At 47.5% G+C, this 18,872-nt stretch carries 8 protein-coding genes; 2 read left to right on the top strand and 6 right to left on the bottom strand.

The genetic code is table 11. The annotated features are described in order from the left end of the window. Positions 1–88: 88 nt before the first annotated feature. The 4 genes from VC82_RS11260 to VC82_RS15470 all read right to left on the bottom strand — a co-directional run bounded on the left by VC82_RS11260 (position 89) and on the right by VC82_RS15470 (position 11,707). Positions 89–3,808 (bottom strand): Calx-beta domain-containing protein, encoded by a 3,720-nt coding sequence (locus VC82_RS11260; protein WP_245615888.1) that lies wholly within the window; start codon positions 3,806–3,808, stop codon positions 89–91. Between the two features lie 173 nt (positions 3,809–3,981). Continuing rightward, positions 3,982–5,907, bottom strand: a complete 1,926-nt coding sequence (locus tag VC82_RS11255) for an OmpA family protein (protein WP_045803409.1) — start codon at positions 5,905–5,907, stop codon at positions 3,982–3,984. Positions 5,908–5,919: 12 nt separating this feature from the next. Beyond that, positions 5,920–6,870: a PorP/SprF family type IX secretion system membrane protein gene (locus VC82_RS11250; RefSeq protein WP_045802459.1), complete on the bottom strand. Its 951-nt coding sequence runs from the start codon at positions 6,868–6,870 to the stop codon at positions 5,920–5,922. 16 nt (positions 6,871–6,886) lie between these two features. Beyond that, on the bottom strand, positions 6,887–11,707 hold the full coding sequence (locus VC82_RS15470; protein WP_045802458.1) for a gliding motility-associated C-terminal domain-containing protein: 4,821 nt from the start codon (positions 11,705–11,707) through the stop codon (positions 6,887–6,889). A gap of 358 nt (positions 11,708–12,065) precedes the next feature. On the opposite strand from VC82_RS15470, the gene VC82_RS11235 reads away from it, so the two are divergent. Next, complete coding sequence (locus VC82_RS11235) at positions 12,066–13,655, top strand: peptide chain release factor 3 (RefSeq protein WP_045802456.1); 1,590 nt, start codon at positions 12,066–12,068, stop codon at positions 13,653–13,655. Between the two features lie 48 nt (positions 13,656–13,703). Continuing rightward, a complete protein-coding gene (locus VC82_RS11230) occupies positions 13,704–14,138 on the top strand; it encodes a hypothetical protein (RefSeq protein ID WP_045802455.1) in 435 nt (144 codons plus the stop codon). A 42-nt stretch (positions 14,139–14,180) separates the two neighbouring features. Here the strand turns inward: VC82_RS11230 and VC82_RS11225 are convergent, their stop codons facing one another. Next, the gene (locus VC82_RS11225; RefSeq protein ID WP_045802454.1) at positions 14,181–14,492 is read right to left on the bottom strand and encodes a DUF3467 domain-containing protein; all 312 of its coding nucleotides are present in this window, start codon (positions 14,490–14,492) and stop codon (positions 14,181–14,183) included. A gap of 56 nt (positions 14,493–14,548) precedes the next feature. Then, on the bottom strand, positions 14,549–18,847 hold the full coding sequence (gene rpoC / locus VC82_RS11220) for a DNA-directed RNA polymerase subunit beta' (RefSeq protein ID WP_045802453.1): 4,299 nt from the start codon (positions 18,845–18,847) through the stop codon (positions 14,549–14,551). Positions 18,848–18,872 lie beyond the last annotated feature (25 nt).

Raw genomic sequence — 18,872 nt, 5'->3', positions numbered from 1 at the left:
AAGAAAAAAATGTTGTGAAGATGAACAAAATCGTCATCTATGATTGAAAACCAACCATTTACATTTTCTGACAGAAAAAATTCTGATGTTAGTTTTTGCTCACCCGATAGGTGATTCTGCGATTGGTAATAACAGTTGCCGCTCGCAAGATTGACATGGGGGCAAATTCTGAAGTACTGTTCCCCAAAGTCGCGGTTGCCGTAATCATTTCTCCTAAAGTGGCTCCGCTTGGCACTGGAAGGTTAAAATGGAATCTGTTGGTATTGTCGGTATTGCCATCAACATCGGAATAGGACGAAGATGTATTATCTGCATCAGCACCACTGCCTTCAACGGCAGCACCTATAAAAGTCTGGCCCTCCCCATAATCAACCGCCATACCCAATTGGTTGTCACCCGTTGTTGCCGTACCCTCATTAATATCCGTAAAGAAAAACTCTATGGTGGCGCCCGGTCTTGACCATCCTTTTACCACAAGATTGCTTCCAGAGATATAGGCAGCTGAGATTATTGGGAAGTTCTGAAGATCATTGGGCCCAGTGTCACCATCGCCATTATCGTTTAGGGTGACACCGTCGCCTGCCCCTGAGGAAGCATCCAAATCAATGCCGAGGGCATCAGAAATAGTGCCATTGGCATAAATGGAATTCTGGCTTATTCGATTTGCGGTTCCGCCCACTACAACAATTCCAGCACCACCATTTGCATAAATCATATTGTTCGTGACAACGGAATTGTTGCCTCCAATTTTTATTGCCATTCCTTCAATGTTACCACTACAGTTGCCCCCATCTTGCCCTGAAGCCGTTATGGAGTTTTCACTGATTGTGATGTTACCGCTACTTGCAGAGGCATCAATGCCAGCAGAAGCTGCATTTTCAATAAAATTTTGTGTAATGACCAGACCACTACCTCCCTGAACGAGAATATTATCCGTACAAGCCGAATTGCCGTTGTTGGTAATGTGGTTGTTTTGAATAATGTTTGTCGTGCCACCGTTCACAAAAATTCCTGCATCGGTATTGGTAGCAATGTAATTGCCATCAATCAAAATGCTGCCTCCTATATTTTCAATTCCATAGTTTATATTTCCTGAATTTGTGCCCTGTGCATTGACCCCGATCAAATTTCGTTCAATAACCGCCGACCCGCTACCAACCTGAATTCCCGCTGTATTATCGGCATATATTGATAGGTTACGCAGCACCACATCTGCTTGTACCTTCAGTACGTCACCGCCATCTCTGTGCACTTGTATTTCCGGTAACTCGAAAATTGGAAGTAAACTGCCGGAAACCCCAACAGGGTTGCCTCCTGCGCCGATTGTACCTGAATTTGTGTCTCCCGAATAAGCCGTTTGGGTTCGGCCATCTATAAACGTATTATCCGCCGTAATATCAGATAAGGGATTTCCGTCTGAGATAAAAATATCGAAGTATCCTGACGCAAAATTGGAATCTGGTGTACGGCCCAAGGGGTCCGAACTACTGGGTATCATAAAGATTGAGGTGTCTTGGCCAGCGGCCGGATCGAAAATAGAATTAGCAACAATGTCCAATCCTATCTCGTCCAAATTATTGGCGTTTACGATAAATTGTTCCAATGAACCCTGCCCGTCCTCGTTCGTATTGACAATAGTATTGAAATTATAGCCAAAATCCATTCCGACCACCCCTTCACTTGTTATCAACACAGGGGCCACCGACTGAGCGCCTGTCAATGTACCGGCGGCACTGTCTTCAGCAGAAGGGTCGGCCCCTCCTACCTCATTGGTCACTTCAATGACCGAACCGCCAGGAAAACTTGTTCTAAAGGTCTGAACAGGCCAACAAGTGTTACATGCGGCCCCGCCTCCTCGGGTAGAACGTACCGTACCATTGACAACCCGTACGCTATATGAACCATTTGCCATGCCACCAAAGCGATACAGGCCGTTCGCATCTGTAGTGGTATTGTCAACAAAATTGTTCAGCGCATCATATAGCTCAACGGTCGCGCCTTGTACCCCCACCCCGGAAGATGATGCTCGGTTTCTCCCGGCACCACCTCCATAATTTACATCCTCGAAAACCGTACCGGTAATCAGGTTCGAAGGTACTTTGAGCACTAAGGCGTTCATAATTACAAAATCTTGGCCTGACTGAACATTTGTAGTGACGGTTGACTCCCCTGGTTGTATATAGGGCGAAACATCGTAGGTGTCTAGATCAAGGCCATATGCCGATGCATTGTTCACATTTGGTATTATTGTGTTGTCAAAAATGGTGGAGTTGAACGGGTTGTTCACCGCTACGCCATTGTTGTCTCCATCTCCCGCAAGTGTAAAGGTTCCCAAACCGGTGGTTACCGTAAGTAGTTCATTATTGCTGAGGGTCTGGTCGCCTTCCCAAGAAAGCACTGTGGTTTTTGAACCCGAGGCACCTATAGCAAAAAAGCCGCTTAAACTAAACGAGGATGATGAATTGCTTTCTCCGTTAAACCCTTGGTATAAGTTAACAGTTGAGGCTGGCAAACTGGCATCTTCGTAAAAGATAAAAAGGCTCCAGCCACCTAATACCGTTGCAGTTGAGCAATAATTCCCGGTATTGTCCACTGTTAGGTCGGTAAAGTCATAGGTGTTTGTTGATGGGTTTGAAATGCCCTGGACAATCGAGGTAACATCACTTACACCGCCAAAAAATACTCTATTGGTAAGGGTTGTAGTGTACATTAGATCGGCTGTCACTGTATTACCTTCAAAGGTCACTTGGGAATCAGGGGTGGCAGCACTGTGGGCCCAATATAGTAGTGCCTTTTGAATCGTTGCAGTGGCAGGAATACTTGACGTCAATGTATTGCTTGAAGAAGTGGTTATTGCGCATGCATCTCCAGTATTAGGTTGGGTTCGAAGTGTGCCACCAGTTGAGGTATAGTCAACATATCCATCAAAGGCTTCGAACAATGCCAACGGCGTGTTGCCCAATAAATCGTTATCTGTTATACTTCCTGTGGCAGTATCAGAAATATTGATCGTACCATCTGAGGTACCAGTAAACGAAACGGTAAACGTTTCCAGTCCTTCAAAATCACCATCGTCGTTAATAGGTACCGTAATGCTTTCAGTATCTCCGCTAGTTCCGTTAAAACTCAATGTACCTGAGCTGGCGGTATAATCACTGCCGGCCACCGCAGTGCCATCATTGGTGGTGAAATTTACAGTAAATGCCCCTGTGGCATTAGGTCCGACATGCTGTACCATAAAAGTAGCGGTACCATCACCTTCATTGACCGAAACATCGGCTATACTTACCGATGCTGTGGCTGTTGCAGTTATTAAAACATTATCAATATATACACGGTCGTTATTTCCTGACCAATTGTTGCCTCCCTTAATAAACCTAATCGTGGTATTGCTTGATATATGTGCAGAAATATTTTGACTAAAAGTTCCACTTTGATTTCCGGAAAAAGTGGCCAACGTGGTATATGAAGAACCATCACTGGAAACCTGAACATCAAGTGTTTCACCGGATTCAAGGCTTGAAGTTTGCCAATCAAAAGATAAGGTTGCCGAAGAATAAGCGCTTAAGTCTGCTGACCGCCTGATAGTCTCCGTCCAGATATATGCGAATCTCAGTTGGTTGCCCGTTATTCTAATGTACCCCCCTGAAGGAGAATTGTCATCCCCAGATTCTATCCAGTTCGTCGACCAATTCTGTGTACCATCGTTGTTCGAATAAGAAACCGAACTAAAGGTATCATAATAAGTATCTTGGGCATTCGCTATCGAAATTGTCAATAAAAAGAACAGGACAAATATCTTAAGCATTTTTCCCATAATATTCAATAACTATAAATCATGGTAAAAATAGACCGAAGTAAATTCTATGCCCAAAATATGTTGTGAACTAGTACTTTACCAATGTGAACCCTGCATTGTTGGAAGTTTTTTTAAAAAAATCCTTTTATCGATAATACGAATATCTACGATTAGTTGGCGGCTTATTCTAGAATGATAAACTCTGACCTGCGGTTCATCTGGTGTTTTTCCCTAGAACAGGGTACCCCATTCCCACATTCGTTCACAAGTCGCGATTCGCCAAAGCCTTCGCCCTTTAAACGATCAGGTGAAATGCCCTTGGAAATCATATAGTTTACAGTTGATTCGGCACGCTTCTGCGACAACCACATGTTATAGTCGTCATTGCCCCTACTATCGGTATGGGAATTGACCTTGATCTTTAGGCTCGGATATTTTTCCATGGCAACAATCACCTTTTGGATCTCGACCTCTGCATCAGGACGGATATTGTACTTGTTCAAGTCGAAATATATGGTACTCAACTGCAGTAATTTCGCAAGATCATCGCCAAAACCACCCGTGACCACATCCCGCTCCAAATAGAAGTCAACAATTCGAGGTTTGCCATATGACTTTGGGAGATATTCTTCTGAGGGAACATAACCTTCCATCAAGGCCCTCACAAAATTTCCTTTTGAACAATCAAGCTCAAGCACATAATTACCTTCTGAATCGGTTATGGTAGAGGAAACCTCATTGTTTTCCTCATCGATAATCTTCACGGTTGCCCCTACCAAGACCTCATTCGAGATCCTATCACGAACGGTACCGGTAACATCTTGCAAGCAATCAAGTTTCAGAGGTTCGGTCTCTTGAAACGCATAAATGTCATCTTCGCCAAGGCCACCTGGCCTATTCGATGAAAAATAACCTCTCTTGGTCTCTTCATCAATAACGAATGCAAAATCGTCGTACGGGCTGTTAACTGGTTTTCCGACATTCGTTATTGGCTCGTCGTATCCAAAAGCAATTTTGGTGGCAAAAACATCTAATCCCCCTAACCCGGGATGGCCATCAGAAGAAAAATACAATACCCCGTCAGAGGTTATGAACGGAAATGTTTCACGTGCCTGGGTATTTATGTTCTTTCCTAAATTGATAATGGGGCCATACGTGCCGTCTCCGATTATCTTCGTCATAAAAATATCAGACTCGCCGTGCGAACCGGGCATATCGGAAACAAAGTACAGCGTTTTTTCATCTGGACTCAAAACCGGATGCGCCACTGAATACGAATCGCTGTTAAAAGGCAGTTCGGTGATGTTGGTCCATTCGCCATCCATATTTGTGGCACTATATATTTTCAACCTGGTGATGCCTTCTTGGTCTTTGTATTTCTTGCCGTCCAAGAAATTGTTTCGCGTGAAGTACATGGTACCCCCATCTTTGGTAATCACCGATGTAGATTCATGAAGCCTTGTATTCACGTCTCCTTCAAGTTTCACCACTTTCCCTTGTGAAACGCTGTCGGCATCTACTTTGTATAGGTCCAAAAAATCTTTGGCATTCCATGTGTGCCTATAGCGGGCAAGGTTTCCCGTGTCTCTATCCGAAGAAAAAATCAAGCCTTTTTTGTAAAAGGTAGCGGCAAAATCGGAGTACTTGCTGTTGTATGGAAAGGGTTCAATGTCATACCTTCCAGAATTTTCTTCGATCTTGGCCAAATAATCGTCTTGGTAAGCCGCAATTCTACTGTCGTCGCCGGCCATATCTTCAAATCGGGCCATCATTTTGTTTGAGGCCTGATAATCTCCCAATGTTTTCAGGGTCTGGGCATACCTAAAAACATAGTCGGTACCCATTTCTTCGGGATACTCTTCAAACAAGCGTTTGTACACTTCACCCGCCTTTTCATAATCCGCATTGAAATAATATGAATTTCCAAGTTTTTTAAGCAGTTCAGGTGACACATAGCCCTTTTCGAGAACTCGCTGATAAATATCGATGGCGGGCCTAAAAGAATAATCGGAGTATTTTTTGTCTGCCCTGTCCAATTGTTTTTCTTGGGCTTCCAAACTGGCAAACCCTAAGATCAATATCGTTAACAGCAGTAATCTTTTTGGCATAATCATCAAATATTAAAAGAAGCGTGGTGACACTGTTCGTTGGAACGATTTCAACAATTCGAACCGTAAAAAAACTTCAAAGGAACCATCATTGAACTGGGTGCCCCCCAACTCAGTGGTTTCCCTATCGTAGGCCAATCCCAACATTAACTGTTCGGTAAGCTGAAAGCCAATAAGGCCACTAACGGCCGCATCCCAACGATAGGCCGCTCCAAAACTAAACCGATCATTGAACAAAAAACTGGCCGAAACATCCACTTGAAGGGGCGCACCCCCAACCGCTTTTGTCAACAAAGCTGGTTTGAACTTCAGATTTCCATTTAAATCAAAAACATAGCCAGTGATCACATAAAAATTGATTCGTTCCGCGGCCAAAAAATTGATTGAGTTGCTATCGCCCCCGCTATTATCGAAATATTCCGTTTCCAAAATATTCGGGGCCGATACACCTGCGTAGAATTTGTCAGTATGATAATAGATTCCCAATCCGAAATTGGGTGAAAATTGGTTGTCGATGTTTTCTTGATCTACAACTTCTTGGTCAAAGTTCCGTAATCCATTATAATCCAAACTCAACAAATTGCCCCCTGCCTTAAATCCAAACGATAGTTTGGCATCCAAGGAAACATCAATGGTATATGACAACACAGCATCTACATAGGTTTCTTGTACCACTCCATCGCCAATATTATCGTTCACTATCGAAATACCATATCCCAATCTGCTATTTCTTATTGGCGAGTGTAAATTGATTGTAAATGTTTCAGGGGCGCCATCCAACCCCACCCATTGTGAACGATAAAGACCTGCAAAAGTCAACTGACCCCTAGAGCCTGCATATGCCGGGTTGACACTCAAGGTATTGTACATGTACTGGGTATACTGCGCATCTTGCTGGGCAAAAACACTCGGAGATGCCATACAGAAAAGCAGTAAAAGAATCGATATGGTTTTTCTTATCATGCTGTAAGTTAACAGATTATCGGCTTATATAGAGGTAATCGGTGTCGGTTATTTTTCCTTGTTCTGATTCGTACTCAAATATATAAAAATATACCCCCGAAGGCAGGTAATTGTCCGCTGATAGGGTTGACCTACCTTTTGACCGGCCATCAAATACATTGTTGATGTTATTGTAGTTCTTGCCTTCGTAAACGGCAACCCCCCATCTGTTAAAAATCTTCAATGTATTGTTCCTAGCATTTTCTACTCCGCGGATAAACAAAAAGTCATTCCTTCCATCCCCATTTGGAGTAACCAATTGGTTTACCTCAATCTTGTCTTCTTGAGGGGGATCGTTGTCGGGGTCCAGGTAGTCGGGCGTGCCGTCGCCGTCCGTGTCGTCATCGGTCGGGTCCCCGTCCCCGTCGGCATCCTCGTCAGGGGTGTCGATGCCGTCGCCGTCATCGTCAAGGTCCCGGTAGTTCACGTCCTCCGTGCCGTCCGTATCGGGAAGGTCGTTCGCGGGGTCGTCGATCTCGTCGTTCACGTCGAAGCCGTCGTCGACATCCGCGCCCTCGTAGCCGTCGTCAAGGCCGTCGCCGTCCGTGTCCTCGCCCACAAACGTCCAATCGGGCACCCCGTCGAAGTCGAAGTCGTTGCCCTCGTTGTTGTCCGGCACAAGGTCGTTGTCACTGTCACCGTCCAGATAGTCCGGTGCCGTGTCGCCGTCGGTGTCCTCGGGCGTCACCCCCTCGTCACCGCTGCCCTCGTAGGCATCGTCAAGGCCGTCGTTGTCACTGTCGTTGCCGCTCGGGGGCACGTAGCCCTCCGTGGGCTGCCCCTCCACGTTGTCCGGGATCCCGTCGTCATCCGAGTCGATGTCGAGGTGGTCGGGGCGGCCGTCGCCGTCGCTGTCCTGCGGGTCGGTCAAGGGGTCGCCGTCGCCATCCAAATCGGGATTCTCCACCGTGTCCAGGATGCCGTCGTTGTCATCGTCGATGTCCACCACATCGGGCACGCCGTCACCATCGGTGTCGGGGCCGTTGTCGGGGTCCAGATAGTCGGGCGTGCCGTCGCCGTCCGTGTCGTCATCGGTCGGGTCCCCGTCCCCGTCGGCATCCTCGTCAGGGGTGTCGATGCCGTCGCCGTCATCGTCAAGGTCCCGGTAGTTCACGTCCTCCGTGCCGTCCGTATCGGGAAGGTCGTTCGCGGGGTCGTCGATCTCGTCGTTCACGTCGAAGCCGTCGTCGACATCCGCGCCCTCGTAGCCGTCGTCAAGGCCGTCGCCGTCCGTGTCCTCGCCCACAAACGTCCAATCGGGCACCCCGTCGAAGTCGAAGTCGTTGCCCTCGTTGTTGTCCGGCACAAGGTCGTTGTCACTGTCACCGTCCAGATAGTCCGGTGCCGTGTCGCCGTCGGTGTCCTCGGGCGTCACCCCCTCGTCACCGCTGCCCTCGTAGGCATCGTCAAGGCCGTCGTTGTCACTGTCGTTGCCGCTCGGGGGCACGTAGCCCTCCGTGGGCTGCCCCTCCACGTTGTCCGGGATCCCGTCGTCATCCGAGTCGATGTCGAGGTGGTCGGGGCGGCCGTCGCCGTCGCTGTCCTGCGGGTCGGTCAAGGGGTCGCCGTCGCCATCCAAATCGGGATTCTCCACCGTGTCCAGGATGCCGTCGTTGTCATCGTCGATGTCCACCACATCGGGCACGCCGTCACCATCGGTGTCGGGGCCGTTGTCGGGGTCCAGATAGTCGGGCGTGCCGTCGCCGTCCGTGTCGTCATCGGTCGGGTCCCCGTCCCCGTCGGCATCCTCGTCAGGGGTGTCGATGCCGTCGCCGTCATCGTCAAGGTCCCGGTAGTTCACGTCCTCCGTGCCGTCCGTATCGGGAAGGTCGTTCGCGGGGTCGTCGATCTCGTCGTTCACGTCGAAGCCGTCGTCGACATCCGCGCCCTCGTAGCCGTCGTCAAGGCCGTCGCCGTCCGTGTCCTCGCCCACAAACGTCCAATCGGGCACCCCGTCGAAGTCGAAGTCGTTGCCCTCGTTGTTGTCCGGCACAAGGTCGTTGTCACTGTCACCGTCCAGATAGTCCGGTGCCGTGTCGCCGTCGGTGTCCTCGGGCGTCACCCCCTCGTCACCGCTGCCCTCGTAGGCATCGTCAAGGCCGTCGTTGTCACTGTCGTTGCCGCTCGGGGGCACGTAGCCCTCCGTGGGCTGCCCCTCCACGTTGTCCGGGATCCCGTCGTCATCCGAGTCGATGTCGAGGTGGTCGGGGCGGCCGTCGCCGTCGCTGTCCTGCGGGTCGGTCAAGGGGTCGCCGTCGCCATCCAAATCGGGATTCTCCACCGTGTCCAGGATGCCGTCGTTGTCATCGTCGATGTCCACCACATCGGGCACGCCGTCACCATCGGTGTCGGGGCCGTTGTCGGGGTCCAGATAGTCGGGCGTGCCGTCGCCGTCCGTGTCGTCATCGGTCGGGTCCCCGTCCCCGTCGGCATCCTCGTCAGGGGTGTCGATGCCGTCGCCGTCATCGTCAAGGTCCCGGTAGTTCACGTCCTCCGTGCCGTCCGTATCGGGAAGGTCGTTCGCGGGGTCGTCGATCTCGTCGTTCACGTCGAAGCCGTCGTCGACATCCGCGCCCTCGTAGCCGTCGTCAAGGCCGTCGCCGTCCGTGTCCTCGCCCACAAACGTCCAATCGGGCACCCCGTCGAAGTCGAAGTCGTTGCCCTCGTTGTTGTCCGGCACAAGGTCGTTGTCACTGTCACCGTCCAGATAGTCCGGTGCCGTGTCGCCGTCGGTGTCCTCGGGCGTCACCCCCTCGTCACCGCTGCCCTCGTAGGCATCGTCAAGGCCGTCGTTGTCACTGTCGTTGCCGCTCGGGGGCACGTAGCCCTCCGTGGGCTGCCCCTCCACGTTGTCCGGGATCCCGTCGTCATCCGAGTCGATGTCGAGGTGGTCGGGGCGGCCGTCGCCGTCGCTGTCCTGCGGGTCGGTCAAGGGGTCGCCGTCGCCATCCAAATCGGGATTCTCCACCGTGTCCAGGATGCCGTCGTTGTCATCGTCGATGTCCACCACATCGGGCACGCCGTCACCATCGGTGTCGGGGCCGTTGTCGGGGTCCAGATAGTCGGGCGTGCCGTCGCCGTCCGTGTCGTCATCGGTCGGGTCCCCGTCCCCGTCGGCATCCTCGTCAGGGGTGTCGATGCCGTCGCCGTCATCGTCAAGGTCCCGGTAGTTCACGTCCTCCGTGCCGTCCGTATCGGGAAGGTCGTTCGCGGGGTCGTCGATCTCGTCGTTCACGTCGAAGCCGTCGTCGACATCCGCGCCCTCGTAGCCGTCGTCAAGGCCGTCGCCGTCCGTGTCCTCGCCCACAAACGTCCAATCGGGCACCCCGTCGAAGTCGAAGTCGTTGCCCTCGTTGTTGTCCGGCACAAGGTCGTTGTCACTGTCACCGTCCAGATAGTCGGGATTATCAGTTCCATCTGTATTTACAGGATTCAATCCTTCGAAATCACCATCATCATACGCGTCATCCAAACCATCCCCATCTGTATCATTGCCCGTTGGTGGAATGTAGCCGTCGGTCAACTGTGCTTCCACATTATCAGGAATACCATCATTATCACTGTCTATATCAACCCTATCAGGAAAACTATCACCGTCAGAATCCACATCCTCGCTAAAAGTTGTGGTCTGGGGATCCAAAAAGTTGTCCATGCAAGAAAACTGAATACCCGATTGCCTTACGATGGTCTTAAAGTTTTCAGTAGTGCTTGTCTGCACACCAAACCTAAAGACAAAGGTGGAAATATCAACAAATTGCACCGCTACATTAACCGAAGGATTTTGATTGGAAATACCATCGTATTCTTCAAAACCGCCATTTATCAAAAGACCTCCCGAAGTAGTGTTGACCACCACCTCGGTAGGGTTGTCAACTGTATAACTTACCGGAAGGTCAAAGCGGTTGAATTCTTGGTACTGTTGGTTTCCATCAACATCGATAAAATTAGCTATCAATTCTTCAAGTACCTTGGGACTATTGGTGCCTTGGGAGACCAATGATATTCTCAAATCAACGTGGGGTCTTCGGACATTATCTGTAAACTCAAACTGAATCTCAGGCTTGAAATACTCAGGATCGATTGCATTTTGATCCAAGACATCAATTCTGCCATTGACTATTTCTTCGACGGTTATCAGTGCATCAGTGCCCTGAAAGACATTGCTTATTCTATATACGGCACCTTCACTGAAAGCCTCGCCCGACTCTAGAACCGGCTCTTGGCCAAATTTCAAGTTAGGGATGGTTTCACAGTCAAAATCAGTGCCCAATGTGCTTGATTCGGTTTGATCTAGAATACCATCATTGTCTGAGTCGATATCAACATAATCGGCAATGTTGTCACCTTCAGTATCAATGGGAGTCAGGCCTTCACCACCTCCGGGTGTAGATTCATAGTTATCATCCAACCCGTTTCCATCCGAATCAACATCAGAAGCTTCAATGAAATTAGAAGAACGCTGTGCTTCGTAATTGTCTAGCAACCCATCGTTATCTGAATCCACATCCAAATAGTCGGGTGTACCATCGCCGTCAGAGTCAGTTGCATTGGTCGATGGATTACCATCGCCATCTGTGTTTTTATCCTCAACAGCGTCGATAATTCCGTCATTGTCATCGTCAATGTCATATTGGTCGAACACACCATCCCCATCGGTATCGACATAGGTTGTACCAAGAGAAAGGGAGGAAGAAAAATCATCGAAAGATGCCAGAAGTGTTAAAAACAAAAAGGCAGAGGAGCAAATAACGAATGAAAGAGCCGCACTCCTAAAGGCCAAAAAAGTAATTTTCTCCATAAATGATAGTTTTCAGGTAAACGTATCACCATGGCTTTGTAGGCTTTCAAGGTTTAAGAATATGGGGCTTTGCTTAAACTGGTGCAAGATATGGCATTAAAACTATATGCCAAACCTTGTACATATTTACTTTTTAAATCAGTTAAATCCTATTTTATTCGATAAAAGGTCTAAGGATTCTTCCCATCTGCCATCTATGTACATACGTTGAGCCTCCTTGCCTCGGACTTCCTGAAAATCAAAAATTTGTACAATATTTCTCTTTAACAATGGTACCAAGAAGAACTGGTGACCATTAGCTTTTCGAAAAGCATACCAAAATCGTTGTATTTGCCCTATTTTTGCCCAAATTTTTTGCATGGATTTTGAAAAGGAAATTGCCCGAAGGAGAACTTTCGGAATCATTTCGCACCCCGATGCCGGTAAAACTACTCTGACCGAAAAATTGCTGCTGTTCGGAGGTGCCATTCAAGAGGCGGGGGCCGTAAAAAATAACAAAATAAAAAAATCGGCCACCAGCGACTTCATGGAAATTGAGCGACAAAGGGGCATTTCTGTGGCAACGTCGGTACTCGCATTTTTATATAAAAATTTCAAAATCAACATTTTAGACACTCCTGGACACAAGGATTTCGCCGAAGACACCTTCAGAACCCTAACTGCTGTGGACAGCGTTATTGTGGTAATTGATGTGGCAAAAGGTGTTGAGGAACAGACCGAAAAATTGGTTGAAGTATGTCGAATGCGGAACATACCGATGATCGTTTTTATCAACAAACTGGATAGGGAAGGAAAAGATGCTTTTGACCTACTGGACGAGGTAGAGCAAAAGTTGGGGCTTTCGGTAACCCCATTGAGCTTTCCAATCGGAATGGGATACGATTTCAAGGGAATCTATAATATCTATGAGAAAAACATCAACCTGTTCAGTGGCAACAGCAAAAAAAATATTGAAGAAACCATTGCGTTTGATAATCTTGAAGACCCCGACTTAGAGAATATCATCGGGGAAACTGCTGCACAGACCCTACGTGAAAACCTTGAATTGGTCAAGGGCGTGTATCCTGAATTTGATAAGAAAGCTTATTTAGATGGAGCCTTGCAACCCGTCTTTTTTGGTTCGGCACTCAATAATTTTGGGGTAAGAGAGCTGCTGGATTGCTTTGTTGAGATTGCGCCTACGCCACGGCCAAAAAAAGCAGAAGAAAGATTGGTGAAGCCCAATGAAAAAGATTTTTCTGGCTTCGTATTTAAAATACATGCCAACATGGACCCCAAGCATAGAGACCGTCTGGCCTTTGTCAAGGTGGTCTCAGGAACTTTTGAACGAAACAAACCTTATTTGCATGTCAGACTTGGCAAAAAACTCAAGTTTTCGAGTCCGAATGCTTTTTTTGCCGAGAAAAAAGAAATTGTCGATGTCTCATTTCCAGGAGATATCGTAGGCCTACACGATACAGGAAATTTTAAAATTGGCGATACACTCACTTCAGGTGAGGCACTGAATTATAGGGGCATACCCAATTTTTCCCCTGAACATTTCAGATATATCAACAACGCAGACCCGATGAAAGCCAAGCAATTGAACAAGGGCATTGACCAGTTGATGGACGAGGGGGTAGCCCAATTGTTCACACTTGAAATGAACGGGAGAAAGGTTATTGGAACTGTAGGAGCGCTTCAATACGAGGTGATTCAATATAGGTTGGAGCACGAATATGGGGCCAAATGCACCTATGAAAATTTTCCTGTATACAAAGCCTGTTGGATAGATCCTGAAAGTGACAATGACGAGTTCAGGGAGTTCAAGCGTGTGAAGCAAAAATTTTTGGCAAAAGATAAAAGCGGACAGTTGGTGTTTTTAGCCGATTCGGCCTTCTCGTTACAAATGACCCAACAAAAATACCCGACCGTAAAGCTTCGCTTTACTTCAGAAAAAGAACTATAATATCTTTTTTCGTACTTTACTCTGGCATAACCAATAAAATTTACGATTATGACCAGTACTGTAGTTAAACCCCCAGCGCGGTTCTGGGTGGTGGGAATTATCACCCTTCTTTGGAACTTAGTGGGCGTTTTCAATTATTTGAATCTTGCCTTTAATAAAACGGCTGTTGTAGAAGCATTGACCGAAGAACAGGGCGAACTGTTCACTTCCATCCCAGCATGGGCCACCGCAGCATTTGCCATTGCGGTATTTTCTGGGGCATTGGCGAGTATAGCACTCTTGCTTCGAAAAAAATGGGCCAAACCCTTATTCGTCCTTTCGTTGGTAGCGGCCGTGTTGCAGTTTATCAATTGGTTGTTCCTTCAAAATGCAGCAGAAGCTTTTGGTCCCCAAGCATATGTAACACCCGCCCTAGTGGTGGCAATCGGGGCATTTTTGATTTTCTTTGCCCAAAAAGGCATTCAAAAGGGTTGGTTGCGGTGACATGAAACAAAAAAACCCTGACTTGTGGTCAGGGTTTTTATTTTAAGCCTCCCCAGTTGGACCAAAATTGAGCGGAATTGGGGGCTGTTCATAATCCTTTATGGTGCCATGGGCCTGTTCAAAACGCACCACGTTGTCGTTAAGGGCCTTTAGAAACTTCTTGGCGTGCTGCGGCGTCAAAATAATCCTACTTTTGACCTTTGCTTTGGGTGTGCCCGGCATCATACTGATAAAATCCACTACAAACTCTGAGACTGAATGATTGATGATTGCCAAGTTGGAATATATTCCCTCGGCAGTTTTCTCATCAAGTTCTATGTTAATCTGCTTTTGCTTTTTCTCTTTATCAGCCATAAAATGGGTTATATAAGAAAACCCCGGTTTTTTAGGCCGGGGTCCGTTGTTTGTATCTAGAATTTAAATTCCTCTTTGCGGGCCATGATCTCATCATATTCTTCCTTGGAACCCACGATTATACTATCGTAGTCCCTCATACCGGTACCGGCAGGAATCTTATGACCCACAATAACGTTCTCTTTCAATCCTTCAAGCGTGTCAACCTTACCGTTCACCGCTGCCTCGTTCAATACTTTGGTCGTCTCTTGGAAAGAGGCCGCAGAAATAAACGATTTGGTCTGCAATGATGCTCTGGTAATACCCTGAAGTACTGGAGTGGCAGTGGCTGCAATAGCATCCCTGGCAGTGACCAGTTGCTTGTCAGAGCGCTTGAGCAACGAGTTTTCGTCACGCAATTCACGTGCTGTAATGATCTGACCAGCTTTAAGGTTTTCTGATTCTCCTGGATCTTCAACCACCTTCTTGCCGAAAATCTCATCGTTTTCCTTGATAAAATCATCTTTGTGAACCAACTGGTTTTCTAAGAAGACAGTATCGCCCGGATCCTCTATTCGAACCTTTTGCATCATTTGTCTAACGACCACCTCAAAGTGCTTGTCGTTGATCTTTACACCTTGCAAACGGTATACCTCTTGAACTTCGTTTACCAAATACTGCTGTACGGCAGAAGGGCCTTTGATAGCCAAAATATCGTCAGGGGTAATCGACCCATCAGACAATGGCATGCCAGCACGAACGTAATCGTTCTCTTGCACCAGAATTTGGTTTGAAAGTTTGACCAAGTATTTCTTGACCTCACCCAGTTTAGACTCGATGATGATCTCACGGTTTCCTCTTTTGATCTTACCGAAAGATACCACGCCATCTATTTCTGAGACCACAGCCGGATTGGATGGGTTTCTAGCTTCGAACAGCTCCGTAACCCTTGGCAGACCACCTGTGATATCCCCTGCTTTTGCAGATTTACGCGGGATCTTGACCAAAATCTTACCTTCTTTGATCTTGTCACCATCGTTCACCATCAAGTGTGATCCAACGGGTAGGTTGTAAGAACGCAATACCTCTCCCTTACCATCTTTAATATGTAGGGTGGGGATCAATTTCTTGTTTCGAGATTCTGAGATTACCTTCTCTTGGAAACCAGTCTGCTCATCGATCTCAACTTGATAGGTAACACCTTGCTCAATGTTCTCATAGGCAATCTGACCTGTAAACTCAGATACGATTACACCATTATAGGGATCCCATTGGCAAATAACATCTCCTTTTTTGACTTTTGCCCCATTTTTGATGAACAGTTGCGAGCCATAAGGAATGTTGTTGGTGCTCAACGTTATACCGGTTTTTTGGTCAACAATCTTGATTTCAGTGGTTCGTGAAATCACGATGTTTGCCTTTTCGCCTTCGGTATTCTCTCCTTCGACAGTTCGCAAATCCTCGATTTCAGCGATACCATCATATTTGGCTTCCAACTTGTTGTCTTCAGAAATGTTTCCGGCGATACCCCCAACGTGGAACGTACGAAGCGTCAACTGTGTACCGGGCTCACCAATTGATTGGGCAGCGACCACACCAACGGCTTCACCGCGCTGCACCATTTTATTGGTGGCGAGGTTTCTTCCGTAACATTTGGCGCAGATACCCTTGGGTGCCTCACAGGTCAAAGCAGAGCGAACTTCGATTTTTTCGATAGGTGAAGCCTCTATTTTCGCTACATCGGCCTCTTTGATCTCTTGACCTGATTTCAGCAACAATTCTTCCGTCATTGGGTCATACACATCGTGTAGCGAAACCCTGCCCAGAATTCGTTCACCAAGTGTTTCGACTACCTCTTCGTTCTTTTTCAAGGCCTGTACCTCGATTCCCCTCAAGGTCTCGCAATCTTCAATGGTCACGATCACATCTTGCGATACATCAACCAATCTTCGTGTCAGATATCCAGCATCTGCTGTCTTCAAGGCCGTATCGGCAAGACCTTTACGGGCACCGTGGGTCGAGATAAAGTATTCCAAAATGGACAATCCTTCCTTAAAGTTAGAAAGAATCGGGTTTTCGATAATCTCACCACCACCGGCCGTAGATTTCTTCGGTTTCGCCATTAGACCACGCATACCGGTCAACTGACGAATCTGTTCTTTAGAACCCCTTGCACCAGAATCCAACATCATATAAACAGAGTTGAAACCTTGCTGGTCTTCACGAATTCGTTTCATCGCCAATTCGGTCAGCATGGCATTGGTAGAGGTCCAAACATCAATAACCTGGTTATACCTTTCATTATTTGTAATAAGACCCATGTTATAGTTGGCCATGATACCATCTACCTGCCGGTTGGCATCATCGATCATTTCTTGTTTCTCCTTTGGAATGATAATATCACCCAAGCTGAACGAAAGGCCTCCCTTGAAAGCGAATTCGTACCCCATGGTCTTGATTTTATCCAAGAACTCGGCGGTCGTCGGCACATCGGTAACGCTCAAAATCTTTCCGATAATGTTTCGAAGCGATTTTTTGTTCAGTACCTCGTTGATAAAACCAGCATTCTCAGGTACCACACGGTTGAACAATACCCTACCAACGGTGGTTTCGATTATTTGATAGACCAGTTCACCATCTTCATTGAAATCTTTGGCCCTTACCTTGATACAGGCATTCAGGTCAACCCTACCCTCGTTGAAGGCAATGACCACCTCTTCATCTGAATAGAAGGTCAATCCCTCTCCCTTAACGGGGTGCTCTTTGGTAGACTTTCGCTCTTTGGTCATATAATAAAGACCCAAAACCATGTCTTGCGACGGCACGGTAATCGGTGAACCGTTCGCAGGATTCAAAATATTCTGTGAGGCCAGCATCAACAACTGCGCCTCAAGAATGGCCTCAGGCCCCAACGGAAGGTGCACCGCCATTTGGTCACCATCGAAGTCGGCGTTAAAGGCCGTGCAAGCCAATGGGTGCAAACGAATTGCCTTACCCTCGATCAATTTGGGCTGAAATGCCTGGATACCCAAACGGTGCAATGTGGGGGCCCTGTTTAACAATACAGGGTGGCCCTTGATAACGTTGTCAAGAATATCCCATACAACGGGCTCTTTTTTATCTATTATCTTTTTGGCAGATTTAACCGTCTTTACAATACCCCTTTCTATCAACTTTCGAATCACAAAGGGCTTGTACAGTTCTGCGGCCATATCTTTCGGAAGACCACATTCGTACAATTTCATTTCAGGGCCCACGACGATGACCGAACGTGCCGAATAATCAACACGTTTACCCAAAAGGTTCTGACGGAAACGCCCTTGCTTCCCTTTCAACGAATCTGAAAGTGACTTCAATGGCCTATTAGACTCGGTTTTCACGGCCGATGCCTTTCTGGTATTGTCGAACAACGAATCAACCGCCTCTTGAAGCATCCTCTTTTCATTTCTAAGGATGACTTCTGGCGCCTTGATTTCCATCAAGCGCTTCAAACGATTGTTTCTGATGATGACCCTTCTGTATAGGTCGTTCAGGTCAGAGGTCGCAAAACGGCCACCATCCAACGGAACCAAAGGTCTCAGTTCTGGTGGAATAACCGGTACGACCTTCATGATCATCCATTCTGGACGGTTCTCACGGTTTTCTTGTGCCTCACGGAAAGCCTCTACGACCTGAAGGCGTTTCAACGCCTCTGTTTTACGTTGTTTCGAGGTCTCGGTGTTGGCTTTGTGCCTCAACTCATATGAAAGCTCTTTGAGGTCTATTCTCGACAATAGGTCGATTAGACATTCTGCTCCCATCTTAGCGATGAACTTGTTGGGATCGGAATCTTCCAAATATTGGTTCTCTGCCGGCAAGGTCTCCAAAATGTTCAGATACTCTTCCTCAGTAAGGAAATCCATTTTTTTGATTTCCTCTCCTTCCGGACCTTTGGCGATACCCGGCTGAATGACCACATACCTTTCATAGTAGATGATCATATCGAGCTTCTTGGATGGCAATCCAAGAAGGTATCCGATTTTGTTCGGCAACGACCTAAAATACCAGATGTGGGCCACGGGCACTACCAAGTTGATGTGTCCAACCCTATCTCTTCGCACCTTTTTCTCGGTCACCTCAACACCGCAACGGTCACAGACAATACCGCGGTACCGTATACGCTTGTACTTGCCACAGGCACACTCGTAATCTTTCACCGGACCGAAGATACGCTCGCAAAACAAACCGTCTCGTTCGGGCTTGTGCGTTCGGTAGTTGATGGTTTCAGGCTTCAAAACCTCTCCTCGCGATTCAGCCAAGATTGCCTCTGGCGATGCAAGACCTATTGAAATTTTGTTAAACCTCTTTGGCGTATTAATATCTTTAATTCTTGCCATAATAGTATGGTGATAGCTTTAAATA

Origin of the sequence: Flagellimonas lutaonensis (genome assembly GCF_000963865.1) — a bacterium.
Taxonomy (GTDB): domain Bacteria; phylum Bacteroidota; class Bacteroidia; order Flavobacteriales; family Flavobacteriaceae; genus Flagellimonas_A; species Flagellimonas_A lutaonensis.
Note: the sequence above shows the minus strand (reverse complement) of the source record. Positions and strands in the feature narration are given on the sequence as shown.

Bases quoted from the DNA above. Each gene is read 5' to 3' on its own strand.
- VC82_RS11260 (WP_245615888.1), bottom strand. From the start codon at position 3,808: ATGCTTAAGATATTTGTCCTGTTCTTTTTATTGACAATTTCGATAGCG.
- VC82_RS11255 (WP_045803409.1), bottom strand. From the start codon at position 5,907: ATGCCAAAAAGATTACTGCTGTTAACGATATTGATCTTAGGGTTTGCC.
- VC82_RS11250 (WP_045802459.1), bottom strand. From the start codon at position 6,870: ATGATAAGAAAAACCATATCGATTCTTTTACTGCTTTTCTGTATGGCA.
- VC82_RS15470 (WP_045802458.1), bottom strand. From the start codon at position 11,707: ATGGAGAAAATTACTTTTTTGGCCTTTAGGAGTGCGGCTCTTTCATTC.
- VC82_RS11235 (WP_045802456.1), top strand. From the start codon at position 12,066: ATGGATTTTGAAAAGGAAATTGCCCGAAGGAGAACTTTCGGAATCATT.
- VC82_RS11230 (WP_045802455.1), top strand. From the start codon at position 13,704: ATGACCAGTACTGTAGTTAAACCCCCAGCGCGGTTCTGGGTGGTGGGA.
- VC82_RS11225 (WP_045802454.1), bottom strand. From the start codon at position 14,492: ATGGCTGATAAAGAGAAAAAGCAAAAGCAGATTAACATAGAACTTGAT.
- rpoC (WP_045802453.1), bottom strand. From the start codon at position 18,847: ATGGCAAGAATTAAAGATATTAATACGCCAAAGAGGTTTAACAAAATT.